The sequence below is a fragment of the Nonomuraea sp. NPDC050227 genome, assembly GCF_044459705.1.
Taxonomy (GTDB): domain Bacteria; phylum Actinomycetota; class Actinomycetes; order Streptosporangiales; family Streptosporangiaceae; genus Nonomuraea.
On sequence record NZ_JBITJF010000004.1, the window covers coordinates 597171 to 615245 of the forward strand.

13 protein-coding genes are annotated in these 18075 nt (G+C 74.3%); 9 read left to right on the plus strand and 4 right to left on the minus strand.

What is annotated here, in order from left to right:
* The first annotated feature begins 45 nt into the window (after positions 1-45).
* The 5 genes from ACIBK9_RS19725 to ACIBK9_RS19745 all read left to right on the plus strand — a co-directional run bounded on the left by ACIBK9_RS19725 (position 46) and on the right by ACIBK9_RS19745 (position 7454).
* Entirely contained in the window at positions 46-606 is a 561-nt protein-coding gene (locus ACIBK9_RS19725) for a universal stress protein (protein ID WP_397159943.1), read from the plus strand.
* A gap of 16 nt (positions 607-622) precedes the next feature.
* Positions 623-1471: a universal stress protein gene (locus tag ACIBK9_RS19730; protein ID WP_397159945.1), complete on the plus strand. Its 849-nt coding sequence runs from the start codon at positions 623-625 to the stop codon at positions 1469-1471.
* Between the two features lie 132 nt (positions 1472-1603).
* Positions 1604-4282: a magnesium-translocating P-type ATPase gene (gene mgtA / locus ACIBK9_RS19735; RefSeq protein ID WP_397159947.1), complete on the plus strand. Its 2679-nt coding sequence runs from the start codon at positions 1604-1606 to the stop codon at positions 4280-4282.
* Between the two features lie 42 nt (positions 4283-4324).
* On the plus strand, positions 4325-6610 hold the full coding sequence (locus ACIBK9_RS19740) for a phosphoketolase (protein WP_397159949.1): 2286 nt from the start codon (positions 4325-4327) through the stop codon (positions 6608-6610).
* Positions 6611-6743: 133 nt separating this feature from the next.
* Positions 6744-7454: a universal stress protein gene (locus tag ACIBK9_RS19745; protein ID WP_397159951.1), complete on the plus strand. Its 711-nt coding sequence runs from the start codon at positions 6744-6746 to the stop codon at positions 7452-7454.
* A gap of 10 nt (positions 7455-7464) precedes the next feature.
* On the opposite strand, the gene ACIBK9_RS19750 is transcribed toward ACIBK9_RS19745, so the two are convergent.
* Positions 7465-8376 (minus strand): universal stress protein, encoded by a 912-nt coding sequence (locus ACIBK9_RS19750; protein WP_387676475.1) that lies wholly within the window; start codon positions 8374-8376, stop codon positions 7465-7467.
* A gap of 222 nt (positions 8377-8598) precedes the next feature.
* Between ACIBK9_RS19750 and ACIBK9_RS19755 the strand changes: the two genes are divergently transcribed.
* Genes ACIBK9_RS19755 through ACIBK9_RS19765 form a run of 3 tightly spaced genes read left to right on the plus strand, consistent with a single transcriptional unit; the run spans position 8599 to position 11495 of the window.
* Positions 8599-9438, plus strand: coding sequence for a universal stress protein (locus ACIBK9_RS19755; protein WP_397159953.1), 840 nt, complete (start codon positions 8599-8601; stop codon positions 9436-9438).
* A 40-nt stretch (positions 9439-9478) separates the two neighbouring features.
* Positions 9479-10324 (plus strand): universal stress protein, encoded by an 846-nt coding sequence (locus ACIBK9_RS19760; protein WP_397159955.1) that lies wholly within the window; start codon positions 9479-9481, stop codon positions 10322-10324.
* Between the two features lie 46 nt (positions 10325-10370).
* Entirely contained in the window at positions 10371-11495 is a 1125-nt protein-coding gene (locus ACIBK9_RS19765; protein WP_397159957.1) for a M50 family metallopeptidase, read from the plus strand.
* 24 nt (positions 11496-11519) lie between these two features.
* Here the strand turns inward: ACIBK9_RS19765 and ACIBK9_RS19770 are convergent, their stop codons facing one another.
* Positions 11520-14444, minus strand: coding sequence for a pyridoxamine 5'-phosphate oxidase family protein (locus ACIBK9_RS19770; RefSeq protein WP_397159959.1), 2925 nt, complete (start codon positions 14442-14444; stop codon positions 11520-11522).
* A 109-nt stretch (positions 14445-14553) separates the two neighbouring features.
* Between ACIBK9_RS19770 and pta the strand changes: the two genes are divergently transcribed.
* A complete protein-coding gene (gene pta / locus ACIBK9_RS19775) occupies positions 14554-16614 on the plus strand; it encodes a phosphate acetyltransferase (RefSeq protein ID WP_397159961.1) in 2061 nt (686 codons plus the stop codon).
* On the opposite strand, the gene ACIBK9_RS19780 is transcribed toward pta, so the two are convergent.
* Together ACIBK9_RS19780 and ACIBK9_RS19785 are read right to left on the minus strand one after the other, a co-directional pair.
* A complete protein-coding gene (locus ACIBK9_RS19780; protein WP_352323726.1) occupies positions 16600-17448 on the minus strand; it encodes a sulfite exporter TauE/SafE family protein in 849 nt (282 codons plus the stop codon). The two genes, pta and ACIBK9_RS19780, sit on opposite strands and share 15 nt — an antisense overlap.
* Positions 17445-18017, minus strand: coding sequence for a rhodanese-like domain-containing protein (locus tag ACIBK9_RS19785; RefSeq protein ID WP_352323725.1), 573 nt, complete (start codon positions 18015-18017; stop codon positions 17445-17447). The genes ACIBK9_RS19780 and ACIBK9_RS19785 overlap by 4 nt, the downstream gene beginning before the upstream one ends.
* Between the last annotated feature and the right edge of the window lie 58 nt (positions 18018-18075).

An 18075-nucleotide genomic window follows, 5' to 3' on the forward strand; every position in this document is an offset into this window, starting at 1 on the left:
TTTCGGCCCTGTTCCGCCCCGGTCGCGCGGGCGGATCGTGGAGATATGAGCATTCGCCTGATCGTGGCCGGGACCGACGGCACCGAGGACTGCGCGGCCGCGCTGCTATGGGCCGCCGACGAGGCGGCCCGTCGCGGGACGCGGCTGGTCGTGGTGCACGCCTGGGAGCCCTCGATCGAGCACAGGGCGCCGTACGCGCCCTGCCCGTCCCGGCCCGCCGGGTTCGAGGAGGCGCGCGCGAGCGCCGCGCTCGATCAGGCGGTGGCCCTGGTCATGGACCGGTTCCCCGGCGTCGCCGTCGAGGCGCGGCTCGTGCGGGGCCGCCCGGAGACGGCGCTCGCGGACCAGGCGCGCGGGGCCGGCCTGCTGGTGCTCGGTTCCGCCGCGCGGCCCGCCGGGGACGGGCGGCTGGGCGCGGTGCTGCTGTCGTGCCTGCGGCTGCCGCCGTGTCCCGTGGTCGTGGTGCAGGGCGCGGCGACGGACGGGGGGACGCCGTCGAGGCCGCCCGCGTTCGCCGGACGGCATCGGGGAAGGCCCTTCGGCCCTGGCCCGGCCGACCTTCGGCTCTGCGAGGGACGGCGGGAGGCCGGGTCTCATGGGAGGTGACGAAGGAGGGAACATCATGATCGTTGTTGGAGTCGACGGCTCGGCGGCCTCGCGCGCCGCCGTCGCATGGGCCGCGGACGACGCCTTCCGCATGCGGCTGCCGCTGCGGATCGTGCACGCCGTGGACCGCACGCCGTACCAGATCCGCCGGTTCTCCCCGGGCTGGGCGCCCGACCTGCCGGCGGACGAGGGCGAGCGGATCCTGCGGGAGGCCGAGGCGCTGGCCCGGGAACGGCAGCCGTCCGTCGAGGTCACGACGCAGGACGTCGAAGGCCTGCCGGCGGTCGTGCTGCGCGGGCAGGAGAAGGAGGCCGCCGAGATCGTGCTCGGCAGCCGCGGCCTCGGCGGGTTCGCCGGCGCGCTGCTGGGCTCGGTCAGCACGCACGTCGCCGGGCACGCCCGCTGCCCCGTCGTGGTGGTCCGTGGCGACCGGCAGCAGGTGCGCGGCGAGGTGGTGGCCGGGGTGGACGACTCGCCGGAGTGCGAGCCCGCCCTGGCCCACGCCTTCGAGCAGGCCCGGCTGCGGGCCGCCACGCTGCGGGTGCTGCACGCCTGGCAGCTGCCCGTGCACGCGTTCGCGCCGGAGGCCGCCTACGCCATGGACGAGGTCCGCGCCGCACAGCAGCAGGTCGTCGACGATCGGGTGAACGTGTTCGCCGCCGACTACCCCGAGGTCGTCGTCGTGCGGGAGACTCCGTCGGCGCACCCCGTGGACGCGCTCACCGCGGCCTCCGACCACGCCGACCTGCTGGTGGTGGGGTCGCACGGGCGCGGCGGGCTGGGGTCGGCGCTGCTCGGGTCGATCAGCCGCGGCGTGCTGCACCACGCCCGCTGCCCGGTGGCGGTCGTCCGGCCGCGGGACTGACGGCACGTCGCCGCGTCGGCGCGGGCGTCGGATGGGCGTTGGGACGGGCGTGGAGCGCCTTTGCCTTTGTCTTGGCGACGGGACGGTTACCAGAACCAGGGGGAGGCCGGGCGGGACGGCTCGGACAGTGACATGACCGGAGAGGGCGGGCTGGACGTCGCGGTCGCGGCCGCGCTGCCGGTCGACGACGTCATGGCCCGGCTGGGCGGCACCGGCGGCGGCCTGAGCCAGGCCGAGGCGGAGCGCCGCCTGGCCGCCGTCGGCCCCAACTCCCTGCGCACCCACCGGGCCCGGCGGGTCGCGGTGCTGGCCCGCCAGCTGCGCTCGCCCCTGCTGATCCTGCTGGCGGTCACCGCCGCCGCGTCGTTCTTCCTCGGCGAGTCGACGGACGCGATCATCATCGGCGTGATCCTGACGGTGTCGGTCGGGCTGGGCTTCTTCAACGAGTACCGGGCGGAGAAGGCCGCCGAGGCGCTGCACTCCCAGATCCGGCACCGCTGCCTGGCCCTGCGGGACGGCGGTCCCCGGCTGGTGGACGTGGTCACGCTGGTCCCGGGCGACGTCGTCACGCTGCGGCTGGGCGACATCGTCCCGGCCGATCTGCGGCTGGTGTCGTCGGCGGGGCTGGAGTGCGAGGAGTCGGTGCTGACCGGCGAGTCGCTGCCGGTGGCCAAGGCCGTCGAGCCCGTCGGCCCGGACCGCGCGCTGGCCGAGCTGGCCAGTTGCGCGCTGATGGGCACCGTCGTGCACGCCGGGTCCGGCACCGGCGTGGTGGTGGCCACCGCCGGACGGACCGAGTTCGGGCGCATCGCGCTCAGGCTCGGCGACCGTCATCCGGACACCGAGTTCCAGATCGGGCTGCGCCGGTTCTCCATGCTGCTGGTGCGCGTCGCCGCCGCGCTCACCGCCGGGATCTTCGTCGTCAACCTCGTGCTGCACCGCCCGGTGCTGGACGCGCTGCTGTTCTCGCTGGCGATCGCCGTCGGCATCTCCCCGCAGCTCCTGCCCGCCGTGGTCTCGACCAGCCTGGCCGCCGGCACCCACCGGCTGGCCCGGCACCGGGTGCTGGTCAAGCGGCTGGTCTGCATCGAGGACCTGGGCGACGTCGACGTGCTGTTCACCGACAAGACCGGAACCCTGACCGAGGGGCGGATCAGCTTCACGCGCTCACTCGGGCCGGACGGCAGCCCCGACGACCGCGTCCTGGAGCTGGGCCTGCTCTGCAACGAGGCCGTCGTCAGCGGCCAGGACGGGGAACCGGGCCACTCGGCGAGCGGCAACCCCCTGGACGTCGCCCTGTGGGACGCGCCCGCCGCCGCCGCGCTCCGGCCCGGACCGCCCGGCCGGCGGCTGGCCGTCGTGCCCTTCGACCACGAACGCAGAACCGCCTCCGTCCTGGTCGAGGACGACGACGGCCGGATGATCGTCACCAAGGGCGCTCCGGAGGCCGTGCTGGCGCGCTGCACCCCGGTCGCCGACCGGGCCAGGGCCGTGCTGGAGGCCGAGTTCGCCGCCGGCAACCGGGTGGTGGCGGTGGCCACCCGGCGGCTGACCGGCGACGCCGCCCGCCGGACGACCCTCAGCCAGGCCGACGAGCACGACCTCGCCTTCCGCGGCCTGCTGGTCTTCCTCGACCCGCCCAAGGCCGGCGTCGAGCAGGCGCTGCGCCGCCTGGCCGGCCTCGGCATCACCGTCAAGGTGCTCACCGGGGACAACCCCGCGGTCGCGGCCAAGCTGTGCGCCGATCTCGGCCTGCCCGGCGGGCGGGTGCTGACCGGCCAGGACGTCGAGGCCGCCGACGACTCCCGGCTGGCCGCGCTCATCGAGCAGGCCGTCGTGTTCGCCCGGGTCAGCCCCGAGCACAAGGCGCGCATCGTGCGGGCCCAGCGGCGCAACGGCCTGGACGTGGCCTTCCTCGGCGACGGCGTCAACGACGCGCTCGCGCTGCACGCCGCCGACGTGGGCATCTCCGTCGACGCGGCCACCGACGTCGCCAAGGACGCCGCCGACGTGCTGCTGCTGGAGAAGGACCTCGCCATCCTGGCCGACGGCGTCATCCAGGGCCGGCAGATCTTCGCCAACACCATGAAGTACGTGCTGATGGGGACGTCCAGCAACTTCGGCAACATGTTCTCCGCCGCCGCGGCCTCGGCGTTCCTGCCGTTCCTGCCGATGCTGCCGTCCCAGATCCTGCTCAACAACCTGCTCTACGACTCCAGCCAGCTCGCCATCCCCACCGACAACGTCGATCCCGAGCAGCTGCGGCGCCCGTCCCGGTGGGACGTGGCGTCCATCCGGCGGTTCATGTTGTTCTTCGGGCCGGTCAGCTCGCTGTTCGACTTCGCCACCTTCGCCGTCATGCTCGGCGTCCTGCACGCCGGGCCGCCGCTGTTCCGCACCGGCTGGTTCGTCGAGTCCCTGGCCACCCAGGTATTGGTGGTCTTCGCGATCAGGACCAGGCGGGTGCCGTTCTTCCGCAGCCGTCCGAGCCTGCCCCTGACGGTCGCCGCCCTGAGCGTCGTGGTGCTCGGCGCGGTCATCCCGGTCACCCCGCTCGCCGGCGCCCTGGGCTTCCAGCCGCTGCCCGGCCCGTTCTTCGCGGTGCTGGGCCTGATGGTGGTCGCCTACCTGGCCCTCGTCGAGCTGGCCAAGCGCCGTTTCTACCGGGCGGCGCCGGAGACCCTGGCCGGCGGCGGGCGCACCGCCGCCCATCCGACGCACCGCAGGGCCCACCGGTTCAGCACGGTGGCCGCCGCCCTCGCCGCCGGACGTCCGCCCTCCGCCCCCCGAGAAGGGGACCAAGGTCCCTAGGGCGCGGGAGCGCAGCCGGAAATCATCGTCATCATGACGACGATGCAGCACATCGATGCCTACTGGCGCGCGGCGAACTACCTGTCCGTGGGGCAGATCTACCTGCTGGACAACCCGCTGCTCACCGAGCCGCTGCGCCCCGAGCACGTCAAGCCGCGGCTGCTCGGCCACTGGGGCACCACCCCGGGCCTGAACTTCTGCTTCGCCCACCTCAACCGGATCATCGCCGAACGCCGGCAGGACATGATCTACGTCGCCGGTCCCGGCCACGGCGGGCCCGCCGCCGTCGCGCACGCCTGGCTGGAGGGCTCCTACTCGGAGAAGTACCCCGAGGTCTCCCAGGACGCCGCCGGGATGCGCCGGCTGTTCCGGCAGTTCTCCTTCCCCGGCGGCATCCCCAGCCACGTCGCGCCCGAGACGCCCGGCTCCATCCACGAGGGCGGCGAGCTGGGATACTCGCTCGCGCACGCGTTCGGCGCGGCCTTCGACAACCCGCGCCTGGTGGTCGCCTGCGTCGTCGGCGACGGCGAGGCCGAGACCGGCCCGCTGGCCGCGAGCTGGCACTCCAACAAGCTGCTGGACCCCTACCGCGACGGCGTCGTCCTGCCGATCCTGCACCTGAACGGCTACAAGATCGCCAACCCGACCGTGCTGGCCCGCATCCCCCAGGACGAGCTGGTCAAGCTCATGGAGGGGTACGGCTACCGCCCCCACCTCGTCGGCCCCGACCACGAAGAGATGGCGCGCACGCTCGACACCGTCTTCGACGAGATCGCCGCCTACAAGGAAGGCCGCCTGGAACGCCTCCCCATGATCGTCCTGCGCACGCCGAAGGGCTGGACCGGCCCGCGCGAGGTGGACGGCAAGCCGGTCGAGGGCACCTGGCGGGCCCACCAGGTGCCGCTGTCGGGCGTCCGCGACAACCCGGCGCACCTGGCCATGCTGGAGGAGTGGATGCGCTCGTACCGGCCGCAGGAGCTGTTCGACGCCGAGGGCCGCCCGGCGCCCGTCCTGCTGGGGACGGTCCCCGAGGGGCCGCTGCGGATGAGCGCGAACCCGCACGCCAACGGCGGCGAGCTGCTGCGCCCGCTGGCGCTGCCCGACTTCCGCGACCACGCGGTGGAGGTCAAGTCGCCCGCGGCGCAGTCGACCGAGCCGACCCGGGTGCTGGGCGCCTTCCTGCGGGACGTGATCGCCGCCAACCCGCACGACTTCCGGCTGATGGGCCCGGACGAGACCGCCTCCAACCGGCTGCAGGCCGTCTTCGAGACGACCACGCGCGCCTGGAACGCCGAGGTCGAGCCCACGGACGAGAACCTGGCGCCGGGCGGCCGGGTGATGGAGGTGCTCAGCGAGCACCTGTGCCAGGGCTGGCTGGAGGGCTACCTGCTGACCGGCCGGCACGGCCTGTTCAACTGCTACGAGGCGTTCATCCACATCATCGACGCCATGTTCAACCAGCACGCCAAATGGCTGCAGTCGGCGAAGAGGATCCCCTGGCGGCGGCCCGTCGCCTCGCTCAACTACCTGCTCTCGTCGCACGTGTGGCGGCAGGACCACAACGGCTTCAGCCACCAGGACCCCGGCTTCCTCGACGTCGTGGTCAACAAGAAGGCCGAGGTCGTGCGGGTCTACCTGCCGCCGGACGCCAACACCCTGCTGTCGGTGGCCGACCACTGCCTGCGCTCGCGCGACTACGTCAACGTGATCGTGGCGGGCAAGCAGCCGGTGCTGGACCTGTTCACCATGGACGAGGCCGTCGCCCACTGCACCCGCGGCCTCGGCGTCCTGCCCTGGGCGTCCTCGGACGAGGGGGCCGAGCCGGACGTCGTGCTGGCCTGCGCGGGCGACGTGCCCACCCTGGAGACGCTGGCCGCCGCGGCGATCCTGCGCGAGCACCTGCCGGAGCTGAAGGTGCGGGTGGTCAACGTGGTGGATCTGATGCGGCTGCAACCGCCGTCGGAACACCCCCACGGCATGCCGGACGCCGAGTTCGATGCCCTGTTCACCGTGGACCGGCCGATCATCTTCAACTTCCACGGCTACCCCTCGCTCATCCACCGCCTCACCTACCGCCGCACCGGGCACGCCAACATCCATGTGCGCGGCTACAAGGAGGAGGGCACCACGACCACGCCGTTCGACATGGCCATGCTCAACGACATCGACCGCTACCACCTGGTCATCGACGTCATCGACCGGGTGCCCGGCCTGGGCGCCACCCAGGCGCACCTGCGCCAGCGCATGGCCGACGCCCGGCTGGCGGCCCGCGCCCACACCCGCGAGCACGGCGAGGACGCCCCCGCCGTCCGCGACTGGACCTGGTGACGCGCGAAGGACGCCGGCCCGCGCGGCCGGAAAAGGAGGGCCAAGGTCCCGTCAAGACGGGCCGCCGCACCACGGGTGGCCGGCCTCGCGGGACCGAGGCTGACTTTCAGCGACGTCTGAAGGGATCACGGACATGGATCGCATCGTGCTCGGCTACGACGGCTCGGACTTCTCCGTCCAGGCCCTGGACTGGGCGCTGGACGAGGCCGAGCTCAGGAACCTGCCGCTGACCGTCGTCCACGCCTGGCAATGGCCGTACGGCGAGGCGGAGGAGGAGGCCAAGGCCCACCTGCGCAAGGCGGCCGAGCACGTCCTGTGGCACGGCGCCGAGTGCGCCCGCTCCACCAGCTCGGGCGTCCGCGTGGAGACCGACCTGTACGAGGGCCCGGCCGCCCAGCGGCTGGTGGAGCTGTCCGCCGACGCCACGCTCGTCGTGGTCGGCTCGCGGGGGCTGAGCGCGCTGCCCCGGGTGGTGGTCGGTTCGGTGGCCGGGTACGCCGCCGCGCACGCCGAGTGCCCGGTGATCGTCGTACGCGGGCCGGGGCCGCTGCCCAAGGCCACCCGTCCCGGCCCGGTCGTCCTGGCCGAGCGGGAGCCGGACGCGGCGGTCGTCGAGTTCGCGTTCGCCGAGGCGGCCCTGCGCGGGCTGCCGCTCGCGGCCTCCGCCGACCTGGGGGAGTGGGCGGCTCGCCGTCCGGAGGTCCAGGTCGAGCAGGGTGAGCCTCACGAGCGGGCGACGCTGGTCGTGGTCGGCCGGCCGCGGGCCGCGCATCTCGGCACCGCGAGTTCACTGCCGCAGCACGCGCCCTGCCCGGTCGCGGTGGTGCCGGGCGACCGCCCCTGAGCTCCCCGCGTCACCCGGACGCGGGCGGCAGCCGCGGGTTCAGCACGGCCGCGGGCGCCACCGCGACCGGGCACCTGGACTCCAGCAGGGCGGCCTGCGTCACCGCTCCGAGCAGCAGGCAGGGAGGGGCCTCGTTCCCCCGGTTGCCGAGCACGAGGAGCGTGGCGTCCTTGGAGGCCTCGATCAGCACGCGCTGGGGGCGTTCGGTCAGGAACTCGGTGACCACCGTCACCTCGGGGCGTCTGCGGGCCAGGTGGGAGACGACCTCGCGGAAGCGGTTCTCCGCGCCCTTGCGCAGCGCGTGCGAGTCCACGAAGGGCAGCGGCTCCTGCCAGGACGACGACCCGCAGTCGGCCCAGCAGCACAGGGCCGTCACGGTGCCCTCGCGCAGGGCGGCCTCGTCCAGGGCGAGGTCGAAGGCGGCCAGGCTGGCGGGTGAGCCGTCCAGGCCGGCCACGATCCTGACGTCCTGGCGGGTGGGCGGCTGGAGCGGCGGCCGGACGACCACGACCGGCGTGACGCTGTGCGCGGGCACCTGGACGGCGGCCGACCCCACCTGAAGCCCCTCGAACCCGCCCTGCCCGCGCGATCCGAGCACCGTCAGCTCCGCCTCGCGCGCGGCCTCCAGCAACACCGCCGAGGGGGTGCCCCGGCCCAGGAGCGGCTGCACGTCCAGCTCCGGCGCCAGCTCCCTGGCCCGCCGGACGCCCTCGTCCACGACGCCGAGCGCCACCGGTTCGACGTGCCGCATGATCTCCTGGGCGACGGGTCTGGGGGCGTAGGGCCAGTGCAGGGCGTGGCAGACCAGGACGGGCAGCCCGCGCAGGCGCGCGTCGGCGACCGCCCAGTGCAGCGCGTGGCGGCTCTCGGTCGAGTCGTCGTACCCGACGAGCACGGGCCGGCCGGCGTGGGCGTCGATCACTGCCGCCTCCGGGAGCGGATTCTGTCCGGTTACCTGCGCGGATGAGCCTTCCCTGGACCGGCGGGACGAGCCCCACAGGGGAGGAAAGTCTTGGCCTAGCCTGCTTGCCCGTCGCGCGCCGGGTCCCGAAGTTGGAGGGGACAGCGGCGACTTTTGGTGTGTTTGCGCCCCTTGTATCCGTTATGGCGGGTATGGGGACGTCGAAGGCGCGAAGGAGGGAAGATGCGCGGACGGATCGTGGCCGCGGTGGACGGCTCCGCGTCATCGACCGCCGCGGTGGAATGGGCCGCCGGCGACGCCCAGCGCAGAGGGCTGCCGCTCCGGCTCGTGCACGTGTGCGAGCAGTGGGTGCTCGGCGTGGACGGCGCCCGGTACTGCCTGGGCGCGCTGGAGGCGGCCGCCGGCCGGGCCCGCGCGATCGGCGGGGGCGTCGAGGTCACAGCCGAGATGCTGGCGGGCAACGTGATCGACGCGCTGATCGTCGAATCGGCCACGGCCGACAGCCTGGTGCTGGGCAGCAGGGGCATGGGCGGCTTCGCCGGCATGGTGCTGGGGTCGGTGGGCCGGGCGGTGGCCGGGCACGCCGCGGGGACCGTCGTGGTCGTCCGCGGGGTGGTCGCCGTCCGGCACGACCTGGTGGTGGCCGGCGACGACGGCTCGGCGGGGTCCCGCCAGGCCATGGCGTACGCCGTCGAGCAGGCCCGTGCGCGCCGCGCCCGCCTGCACGTGGTCTACGCCTGGCAGGCGCCCGCGGTCTCGCCGTACTGGGCGGCCTACAGCCACCTGCTGGCCGACTCCTTCCAGGAGGAGGCGAGGGCGGCCCAGGCGCGGGTGAACCCGTGCCGGAGCGAGAACCCCGACGTCGAGATCACCGACGAGCAGGTGCGCGGGCACCCCGTGGCCGCGCTCACCGAGGCGGCCGCCGCCGCGGACCTCGTCGTGGTCGGCTCGCGCGGACGGGGCGGCTTCTCCTCCGCGGTGCTCGGCTCGGTGAGCCACGGCGTGCTGCATCACGCGGCCTGCCCGGTGGCGGTGGTACGGCCGCGCGCGGAGAAGGGATGACGGGACCGGAGGTGTTCGGAGTGTCGGACGAGGGGGCGTCATGGCCGGTGTGATCGTGGTGGGAGCCGACGGCTCGGCCCCCGCCGCCGCGGCGGTCGGCTGGGCCGCCGACGACGCCGCGCGGACGGGCGCGCAGCTGCGGATCGTGCACGCCCTGGACCGGCAGCCGTACGCCGTCACCAGGTTCCCCGACTACGGCCAGGGCAACTACCTGCTGCTGGCGGCGGCCAAGGTGCTGGAGGCGGCCGAGACCGCCGCGCGCGCCCGGCAGCCGTCGGTGCGGCTGCACGCCGAGGTCGTCGAGGGGACGCCCGCGGCCGTCCTGCTGGATCAGGCGCGGCAGGCGGACGAGCTGGTCATCGGCAACCGGGGGCTGGGCGGTTTCGCCGGCGCGCTGCTGGGATCGGTGACCACGCACGTGGCCGGGCACGCCGCCTGTCCCGTGGTGGTGGTGCGCGCCGAGGGCGGCGGGCCGGTCGGCGAGATCGGCGTCGGGATCGGCGACTCCGACGTCTGCCAGCCGGCCATCGGCTACGCCTTCGAGCAGGCCAGGCTGCGCGGCGCCCGGCTGCGCCTGATCCGCGCCTGGCAGATCCCCGTGCACGCCTTCGCCCCCGAGATCGCCTACGACCTGGACGAGGTCCGCGCCGCCCAGCACGAGGCGGTCCGCGCCCGGACGGCCGGATGGCGGGAGAGGTGTCCCGAGGTGACGGTCGTGGAGGACGTCCAGAGCGCGCATCCGGTCGAGGCGCTCACCGGCGCCCCCTGCGATCTGATCGTGGTGGGTTCCCACGGGCGGGGCACGTTCGGCTCGCTGGTGCTCGGCTCGGTCAGCAGGGGAGTGCTGCACCACGCCCGCTGCGCCGTCGCGGTGGTCCGCCCGTAGAGGTCGTCCCTGGTCAGGAGGGTCGAGAAGCATGCAAGCTGGAAGTATGAGGCAAACCCTGCGCTTCGGACGGGTGGCGGGCATCCCCGTCGGCGCTCACTGGTCCGCGCTGGCCATCGTCACGCTCGTGGCGGTGGGATTGGGCTCCGGGGTCCTGGCCGTCGCCGCCCCGGGCGCGGGCCGGACGACGTACTGGGTCGCCGGCGCGCTCACGGGACTGTTGCTCATGGTGTCCCTGCTCGCGCACGAGCTGGCGCACGCGCTGGTGGCCAAGCGGTGCGGCATGGAGGTGGAGTCCGTCACCCTCTGGGCGCTGGGCGGCGTCACGCAGTTCCGCGACGAGGCGCGGACGCCCGGGGCCGAGGTGGTGACGGCGGCCGCCGGCCCCGCCGCGAGCCTGCTGCTGGGCGGTCTCGCCCTCGGAGTCACGGCCGTGCTGCCGCCGGGCGTGCCCAGGGCCGCCGCGGCGTGGCTGGCCATGATGAACCTCGTCCTGGGCGTGTTCAACCTGCTGCCCGGCAGCCCGCTCGACGGCGGGCGGGTGCTGCACGGCCTGATGTGGAGCCGCCACGGCGACCGCGCCCGCGCCGACGCCGGCGCCGCGCGGGCCGGTTACGCGATCGGCATGGCGCTGACCTTCACCGGGTTCGTCGTGATCTGGGTGTGGAACCCGCTGGGCGGGATGTGGGTGGTGATCACCGGCTGGTACATCGCGGGCGCCGCCCGCGGCGAGATCATGAGCAGGGCGGCCCGGCGCGGCCTCGGGGGAGTGCTGGTGCGGGACGTCATGACGGCCACGCCGGACCTGGCCCCCGCGTGGCTGACCGTGCAGGGGCTGGTCGACGCGGTGGTGCTCGGCTCGCACCAGTCCGTCTTCCCCGTCGTGGGGCTCGACGGGGCGCCGCTCGGCGTGGTCTCGCTGGAGACCCTGCTCGCCGTGCCCGCCGAGCGCAGGGGGGACACCAGGGTGGAGACGCTGGTCGCCGCCCAGAAGCCGCCGCGCATCCTGTCGCCGGACGACGACGCGGCCGCCCTGCTGGAACGTCCGTCCCGGGTGGGCGGGCTGTCGGCGGTGGTCGTCGAGGGCGGCGCGGTCACCGGCATGATCACCGACGCCGACCTCGGCAGGGCGCTGCAACAGGCGCTGCTGCGGCCCGCCGCCCCCGTGTGACGCGGGTCCACGGCGGCGGCCGGCTCACAGGCCGTGGATCCGGCGGCCGGTGACCTGGTGCGGCACGACCCGGATGTAGAGATGACGCTCCCCGCCCGCCCAGGGCGTGACGCCCGCGTCGGCCAGCTTGGCGACCTCGTCCTCGGGCACGTGGTGGGCGGGCCCCTGGATCAGCACGCTCCAGCCCTCCTTGCGCACCTCGTCGATCCGGTCCACCTGGAAGCCGATCATGATGTCCACGCCCTCCAGACCGGTGCGCAGGTCCTGGTCCATGGGCCCGCCGCGGGACGTGCGGAACAGCACGGCGCCCTCGTGCAGCCGGTAGTTGACGGGCAGCACCGTGGGCCCGTGCGAGCCGTTGAACGCGATCCGCCCGATCCCGCCCGGCGCGACCAGGCGCAGGCACTCCTCGGGGTCGAGGACCTCCAGGACCGGCTCGTCCGGGCCGGCGCCGGGGCCCGGCGGGCGGTCGCGGCCACCGCCCAGCAGGTCCTGCGGGGTCGTCTCCAGGGCGGTGGCCAGGCGGGTCACCGTGTTCCTGTCCGGGATGCCGAGGTGGCCCTCCAGGTACGCGACGTACCCGGGAGACATGTCGGCGCGCTCGGCCAGCTGGTCGACGGTGAGGCCCAGCCGGTCGCGGTGGTGAGCCACCCGGCGTCCGAAGTCGCCACTGTTCGTCATGATCATCTCTCTCTCCGTGAGGACGAGGCCCGCACCGCCCGGCACGGGGACGCCGTCGACCCGCGTGCCGTCGTGGCCGGCCTCGATGGTGATCCGGCGTCCGCGGAACAGGACCGGCAACGAGAGCGTGCCGAGCCGTCCGGGCAGCAGAGGGTCGAGGAACAGGCCCTCGGGCCTCGGCTCCAGGCCCAGGTAGCAGCGTTGCAGCATGTCCACCGTCCCGGCCATCGCGCCCAGGTGCACGCCTTCGGCGGTGGTGCCGCCCTGGACGTCGTGCACGTCCCCGACCAGCGCCTCGGCGAAGAACTGCCAGGAGCGCGCCCGGTCGCAGCGCGACAACACCCAGGCGTGCACGACGGCGCTCAGCGTGGAGCCGTGGCTGGTGCGGTCGAGGTAGTAGGCGGTCGTGCGCGGGATCAGGCCGGGGTCGGCCGGGTAGCCGAGCCCGTCGAGGATCGCCAGCAGCTCGTCGGCGCCCAGCAGGTAGAACAGCATCAGCGTGTCGGCCTGCTTGGACGCCTTGTAGCGGTTCACGTCGTCGCCGTCGGCCTCCAGGGCGCGGTCGAGGCGGCGGACGCCCGCGTACCGCTCCCAGTCCAGCTCGGCGAGCCCGGCGTAGCCGGTGAACTGGCTGATGACGCCGTCGTGGAAGTCGACCCGCATGCGGTGGGTGACGTCCTCCCACCGCGCCGCCTCCCGCGCGCCGGCCACGCCGAGCCGGAGGGCGTGCCGCAGCAGCCACACGGTCATGACGTTGGTGTAGGCGTTGTTGGCCAGGCCCGGCTCGGCGGCGCCCGGGTAGGCGGTGTGGTACTCGTCCGGGCCCATGACGCCGCGGATCTCGTACCGGCCGGAGACGGGGTCGAGCACGGCCAGCGAGGCGAAGAACCGCGCGATGGCGATCAGCAGGTCGGCGCACCACGACGGCATGGAGCCGGTGGCCAGGCGGTACTGCCACACGTTGTAGGCGATGGCGAGGCCGACGTGGCGCTGCAGGTGGGAGACGTCCGGCAGCCAGCGTCCCGAGGCGGGGTTGAGGTGGTAGGTCTGGGTCTCCTCCTGGCCGTCGCTGCCGCTCTGCCAGGGGAACATCGCGCCCTCGTACCCGGCCGACCGGGCGGCCGCGCGGGCCTCGAGCAGGCGGCGCCACCGGTAGCGCAGCAGGCCGCGGGAGATCTCGGGGAAGCGCAGGTTGAGCCAGGGCAGGACGAACAGCTCGTCCCAGAACACGTGCCCCCGGTACGCCTCGCCGTGCAGGCCGCGCGCCGGCACCCCGGCGTCGAGGTCGGCGGTGTGCGGCGACAGGGTCTGGAGCAGGTGGAAGATGTGCAGGTGGACGATCTGCGACAGCTCCGGCCCGTCCACGTTCAGCTCGGCCCGTTCCCACAGCCGCTCCCAGGCCGCGGCGTGCGCCGCCAGCAGCTCGGCGAAGCCCGGGGCCGTGGCCGCGCGGCGCAGGGCGGCCGACAGCGGGTCGTGCACGGCTGGGTCGCGCGAGGTCAGCAGGGCGACGACCTTCGTGAACGTCACCGGCGTGCCCTCGGTCACCGTCAGCACGTGCTCGCTGGCGACGTGGTCGGGCTCCATGGAGGGCGAGCCGGGGGAGGGGGCGTCGGCGCGGGCGGCGAGCGCGACGGTGACGCGGGAGGCGCGGGTGGTCGCGGTCAGCCAGGTCAGTCCGTCGCGGTGGCCCGTGGCGTGCTCCGTCAGGTGGTCGCCGCGCAGGTCGCGGTAGCGTTCGACGCCGCTGTTGGTGACGCGCCCGTCCAGCCCGGCGCGGACGCGCAGCGGGCCCGACCAGTTCTCCGCGGTGAAGGTCGTCTCCAGGGCGGCCAGGGCGGGATCGGCCATGGAGACCAGGCGGCGTTGCCGCACCCGGGTGACCCGGCCCCGCGCGTCGCGCCAGCGCAGCTCCCGCCGCAGCACCCCGTGGCGCAGGTCGAGCTCCTGGGTGTAGCCGAGCAGGTCGGCCAGCTCCGGGCTGAACCAGTCCTGGCCGGGCGTGGCGAAGCCGAGCGGCAGCCAGTCGGGCAGGTTGACCAGGTCCTCGTTGACGACCGTCCGGCCGCCCACCTGCGAGGCCAGACGGTCGTAGCAGCCCGCGTGGTAGGTGCCGGGCGTGCGGATCCGGCCCTCGGGCGTGGCGCCGCGCGTGGCGAAGCGGCCGTTGCCGAGCGTGCACAGCGCCTCCCGCAGCCCGGCCGAGCCCGGGGCGAATCCCTCGTAGGTGAGCGTCCACGGGTTCATCACGCCGAGGACGCTACCCACCTGCCCTCCCCCCAAGACAGGGACGTTGGTCACTTCCCCTGGTGCCGTACGACACTGATCCGGGCCCGATGGCGTTCCGGACCCGGCGGGGGCGTCGAGAATGAGTGTCATGACACGAGCTGTGTACGTCGCCGCCGGCGAAGCGGGAAGCAACAAGGGGACCGTCGCCCTGGGCCTGGTCGAGCTGCTGTCCCGGCAGGTGGGAAGCGTGGGCGTGTTCCGCCCGGTGGTACGGGCCGGACGCGAGGACGGCCTGGTCAACACCATCCGCAGCCGGTTCCAGCTCGCCCTGCCCTACGAGGCGTGCGCGGGGGTCACCTATGACGAGGTGCACGCCGACGTCGAGCGGGCGGCCGGCGACATCGTGGCCCGCTTCCGCGCGCTGGCCCGGCGCTGCGACGCGGTCGTGGTGGTCGGCACCGACTACACCGACGTGGGCGCGCCGACGGAGTTCGGGTTCAACGCCCGGCTGGCCGCCGATTTGGGCACTCCCGTGATCAACGTGGTGAGCGGCAGGGGCCGGACGGCCGCCCGCACCGCCGCGGCGGTCGAGGTGTCCTCCAGGGAGCTGGCCCACCATCACGCCCAGGAGCTCGCGGTCGTGGTCACCCGCTCGACCGGCGGGCCGCTCGCGTTCAGCCATGCGACGCCCGTGTTCGTGCTGCCGGAGACCCCTTCGCTGCGGGCGCCGACGGTCGCCGACCTGCTCGACGCGTGCGACGGCTGGTTCTTCCTCGGCGAGCGCGACGGGCTCGGCCGGGAGGCGAGCGCGCTGATGGTGGGCGCGATGTCGCTGCCCGGCATCCTGGAGCGTCTCACCGAGGGCGCGGCGGTGATCATCCCGTCCGACCGGGCCGCCGCGCTGCTGCCCGGCCTGATCGCCGCGCACACCTCGCCGGGCTTCCCGGCCCTGTCGGCGGTGGTGCTCACCGGCGGCACGGAGCTGCCCGGCTCGGTGGAACGGCTGCTGCGCGGCATGGAGATCCCGCTGCCGGTGATCGCCACCGGTCACGACACGTTCGACACCGCGACCCGGCTGTCGGCCGTGGAGGGGCGGTTCACGCCCGAGGCGGGCGGCAAGATCGACGCGGCGCTGCGCCTGTTCGCCGAGCACGTCGACGGCCCGCTGCTGCTGGAACGGCTGGACATCGCCAAGACCGACGTCGTCACGCCGCTGATGTTCGAGTACGAGCTGCTGGACCGGGCCCGCGCCCGGCGCAGGCACATCGTGCTGCCCGAGGGCGAGGAGCCGCGCATCCTGCGCGCGGCCGACATCCTGCTGCGCCGGGACGTGGCCGACCTCACCCTGCTCGGCGACGCCGAACGCATCAGGGTCCAGGCCGCCCAGCTCGGTCTCGACCTGGCCGCGGCCAGGGTGCTCAGCCCGTTCGACCCGGAGCTGCGCGAGCGGTTCGCGCACGCCTACGCCGAGGCGCGGGCGCACCGGGGGATGACCGTCGAGCTGGCCCGCGACACCGTCACCGACGTCTCCTACTTCGGCACGCTCATGGTCCACGCCGGCCTGGCCGACGGCATGGTCTCCGGCGCGACGCACACCACCGCGCACACGATCAGGCCGGCGTTCGAGATCCTGCGGCTCGGGCTGGTCTCCAGCGTGTTCTTCATGTGCCTGGCCGACCGGGTCCTGGTCTACGGCGACTGCGCGGTCAACCCCGACCCCACCGCCGAGCAGCTCGCCGACATCGCGATCGCCTCGGCCCGCACCGCGGCGATGTTCGGCGTCGAGCCCAGGATCGCGATGTTGTCGTACTCGACGGGCACCTCGGGCGCGGGCGCCGAGGTCGACAAGGTGCGCGCCGCCACCGAGCTGGTGCGTCAGCGCCGCCCGGACCTCCAGGTGGAAGGGCCGATCCAGTACGACGCCGCGGTGGACCCGGCCGTGGCGCGGGCCAAGATGCCCGGCAGCCAGGTGGCCGGGCACGCCACCGTCTTCGTGGTGCCCGACCTGAACACCGGCAACAACCTGTACAAGGCCGTCCAGCGCAGCGCGGGGGCGGTCGCGGTGGGGCCGGTGCTGCAGGGGCTGCGCCGGCCGGTCAACGACCTGTCCAGGGGCGCCACCGTGGCCGACATCGTCACCACCGTGGCGGTCACGGCCGCCCAGGTGCGCGACGAGCCGGCGTCCTCCGGCCCGTCAGCCGGCGCCTGAGGCGCGCCACCGGCGGGCGGCGAGGACGGCGGCCAGCACCGCCACGACCCCCGCCCACGTGGCCGGATGGCTCCAGACGGCGGCGCCGGCCTGCTGGACGAGCACGAACACGCCCATGACGACGACGAACCAGCCGAACGCCGTGCGCAGCGCGTCCTGCGGGATGCGGCCCGCGAGCCGGCCGCCGGCCAGGCTGCCGATCACCGCGGACGCCGTCACGATCAGGGCGAGCCGCCAGTCGATCGCGACGCCCGCCAGGTGCCCGGCGAGGCCGGCGAACGACTTCATCGCGATGACGAGCAGCGAGGTGCCGACCGCGACGCCCATCGGCAGCCCGCCCAGCAGGGCGAGCGCCGGGACGACGAGGAAGCCGCCGCCGGAGCCGACCAGCCCCGTCACCGCCCCGACGACCAGGCCCTCCGCCGCGATGTGCGGCAGCGGCAGGTCGCCGTGGGCGGGCCGCGCCCGCTTCCTGGGGTTGCGGGGCCTGCGCAGCATCGCGACCGCCGTGGCCAGCATCATCAGGGCGAAGGCGACGAGCAGCGCCGTGCCGGGGACGTACTCGGCCAGGCGTCCGCCGCCGTACGCGCCGGCCATGCTGAACGCGCCGAAGAGCAGCCCGGTCCGCCAGCGGATCCGCCGGGCCCGCGCGTGCGGGACCAGCGCGGCCAGGCTGGTGACGCCGACGACGAACAGCGAGGTGGCGATCGCCTCCTTGGTGTCCTGCCCGGCCAGGTAGACCAGGATCGGCACGGTCAGGATCGAGCCGCCGCCGCCCAGCACGCCGAGGCTGACCCCGACGAGCAGCGACGCCGCGACGATCAGCACGGTCACGGGGTGCTCCGCAGCTCCGCGAGCACCGTGCGGATGTCGGTGCGCGGCCCGCGGTTGTAGGGCAGCCGGGACAGCAGGACGCCCATGGCACAGGAGTTGCTGACGGCCGCGTACGTCAGGCCCGCGCCGATCGCGGTGCCGATCAGGTGCGCGCCGGGCAGGAAGATCCCGGCCAGACCGGTGACCAGGACGACGGAACCGGCCACGAGCCGCACCTGGCGCTCGATGTCCCACCGCTCGGGCCCCCGCTCCAGGGACGCGCCGGCCGTCTCCCACGCGACGATGCCGCCCTCCAGGACGCGCAGGTTCGGCAGCCCGGCCTCGGCGAGGGCCTGCCCGGCCTGCGCGGCCCGCGCCCCGGAGCGGCAGACGAGCACGACGTCCTCGTCCAGGTGGGCCAGCAGCTCGGCCCGGTGCTCGCGCAGGGTGTTCAGCGGCACGTTGTACGAGCCGGGGATGTGCGCCGTGCGGAACTCGCCGGGCGTGCGCACGTCGAGCAGGCGCGGCGCCCGCCCTTCCTGGACGAGCCGCTGCAGCACGGTGGGGGTGAGGACGGAGGAGGTGTTCATGGGTCTTTCCTTCGCCGATACCTCTGGGGGTATCGAGTAGACATGCGTATGGGACGGG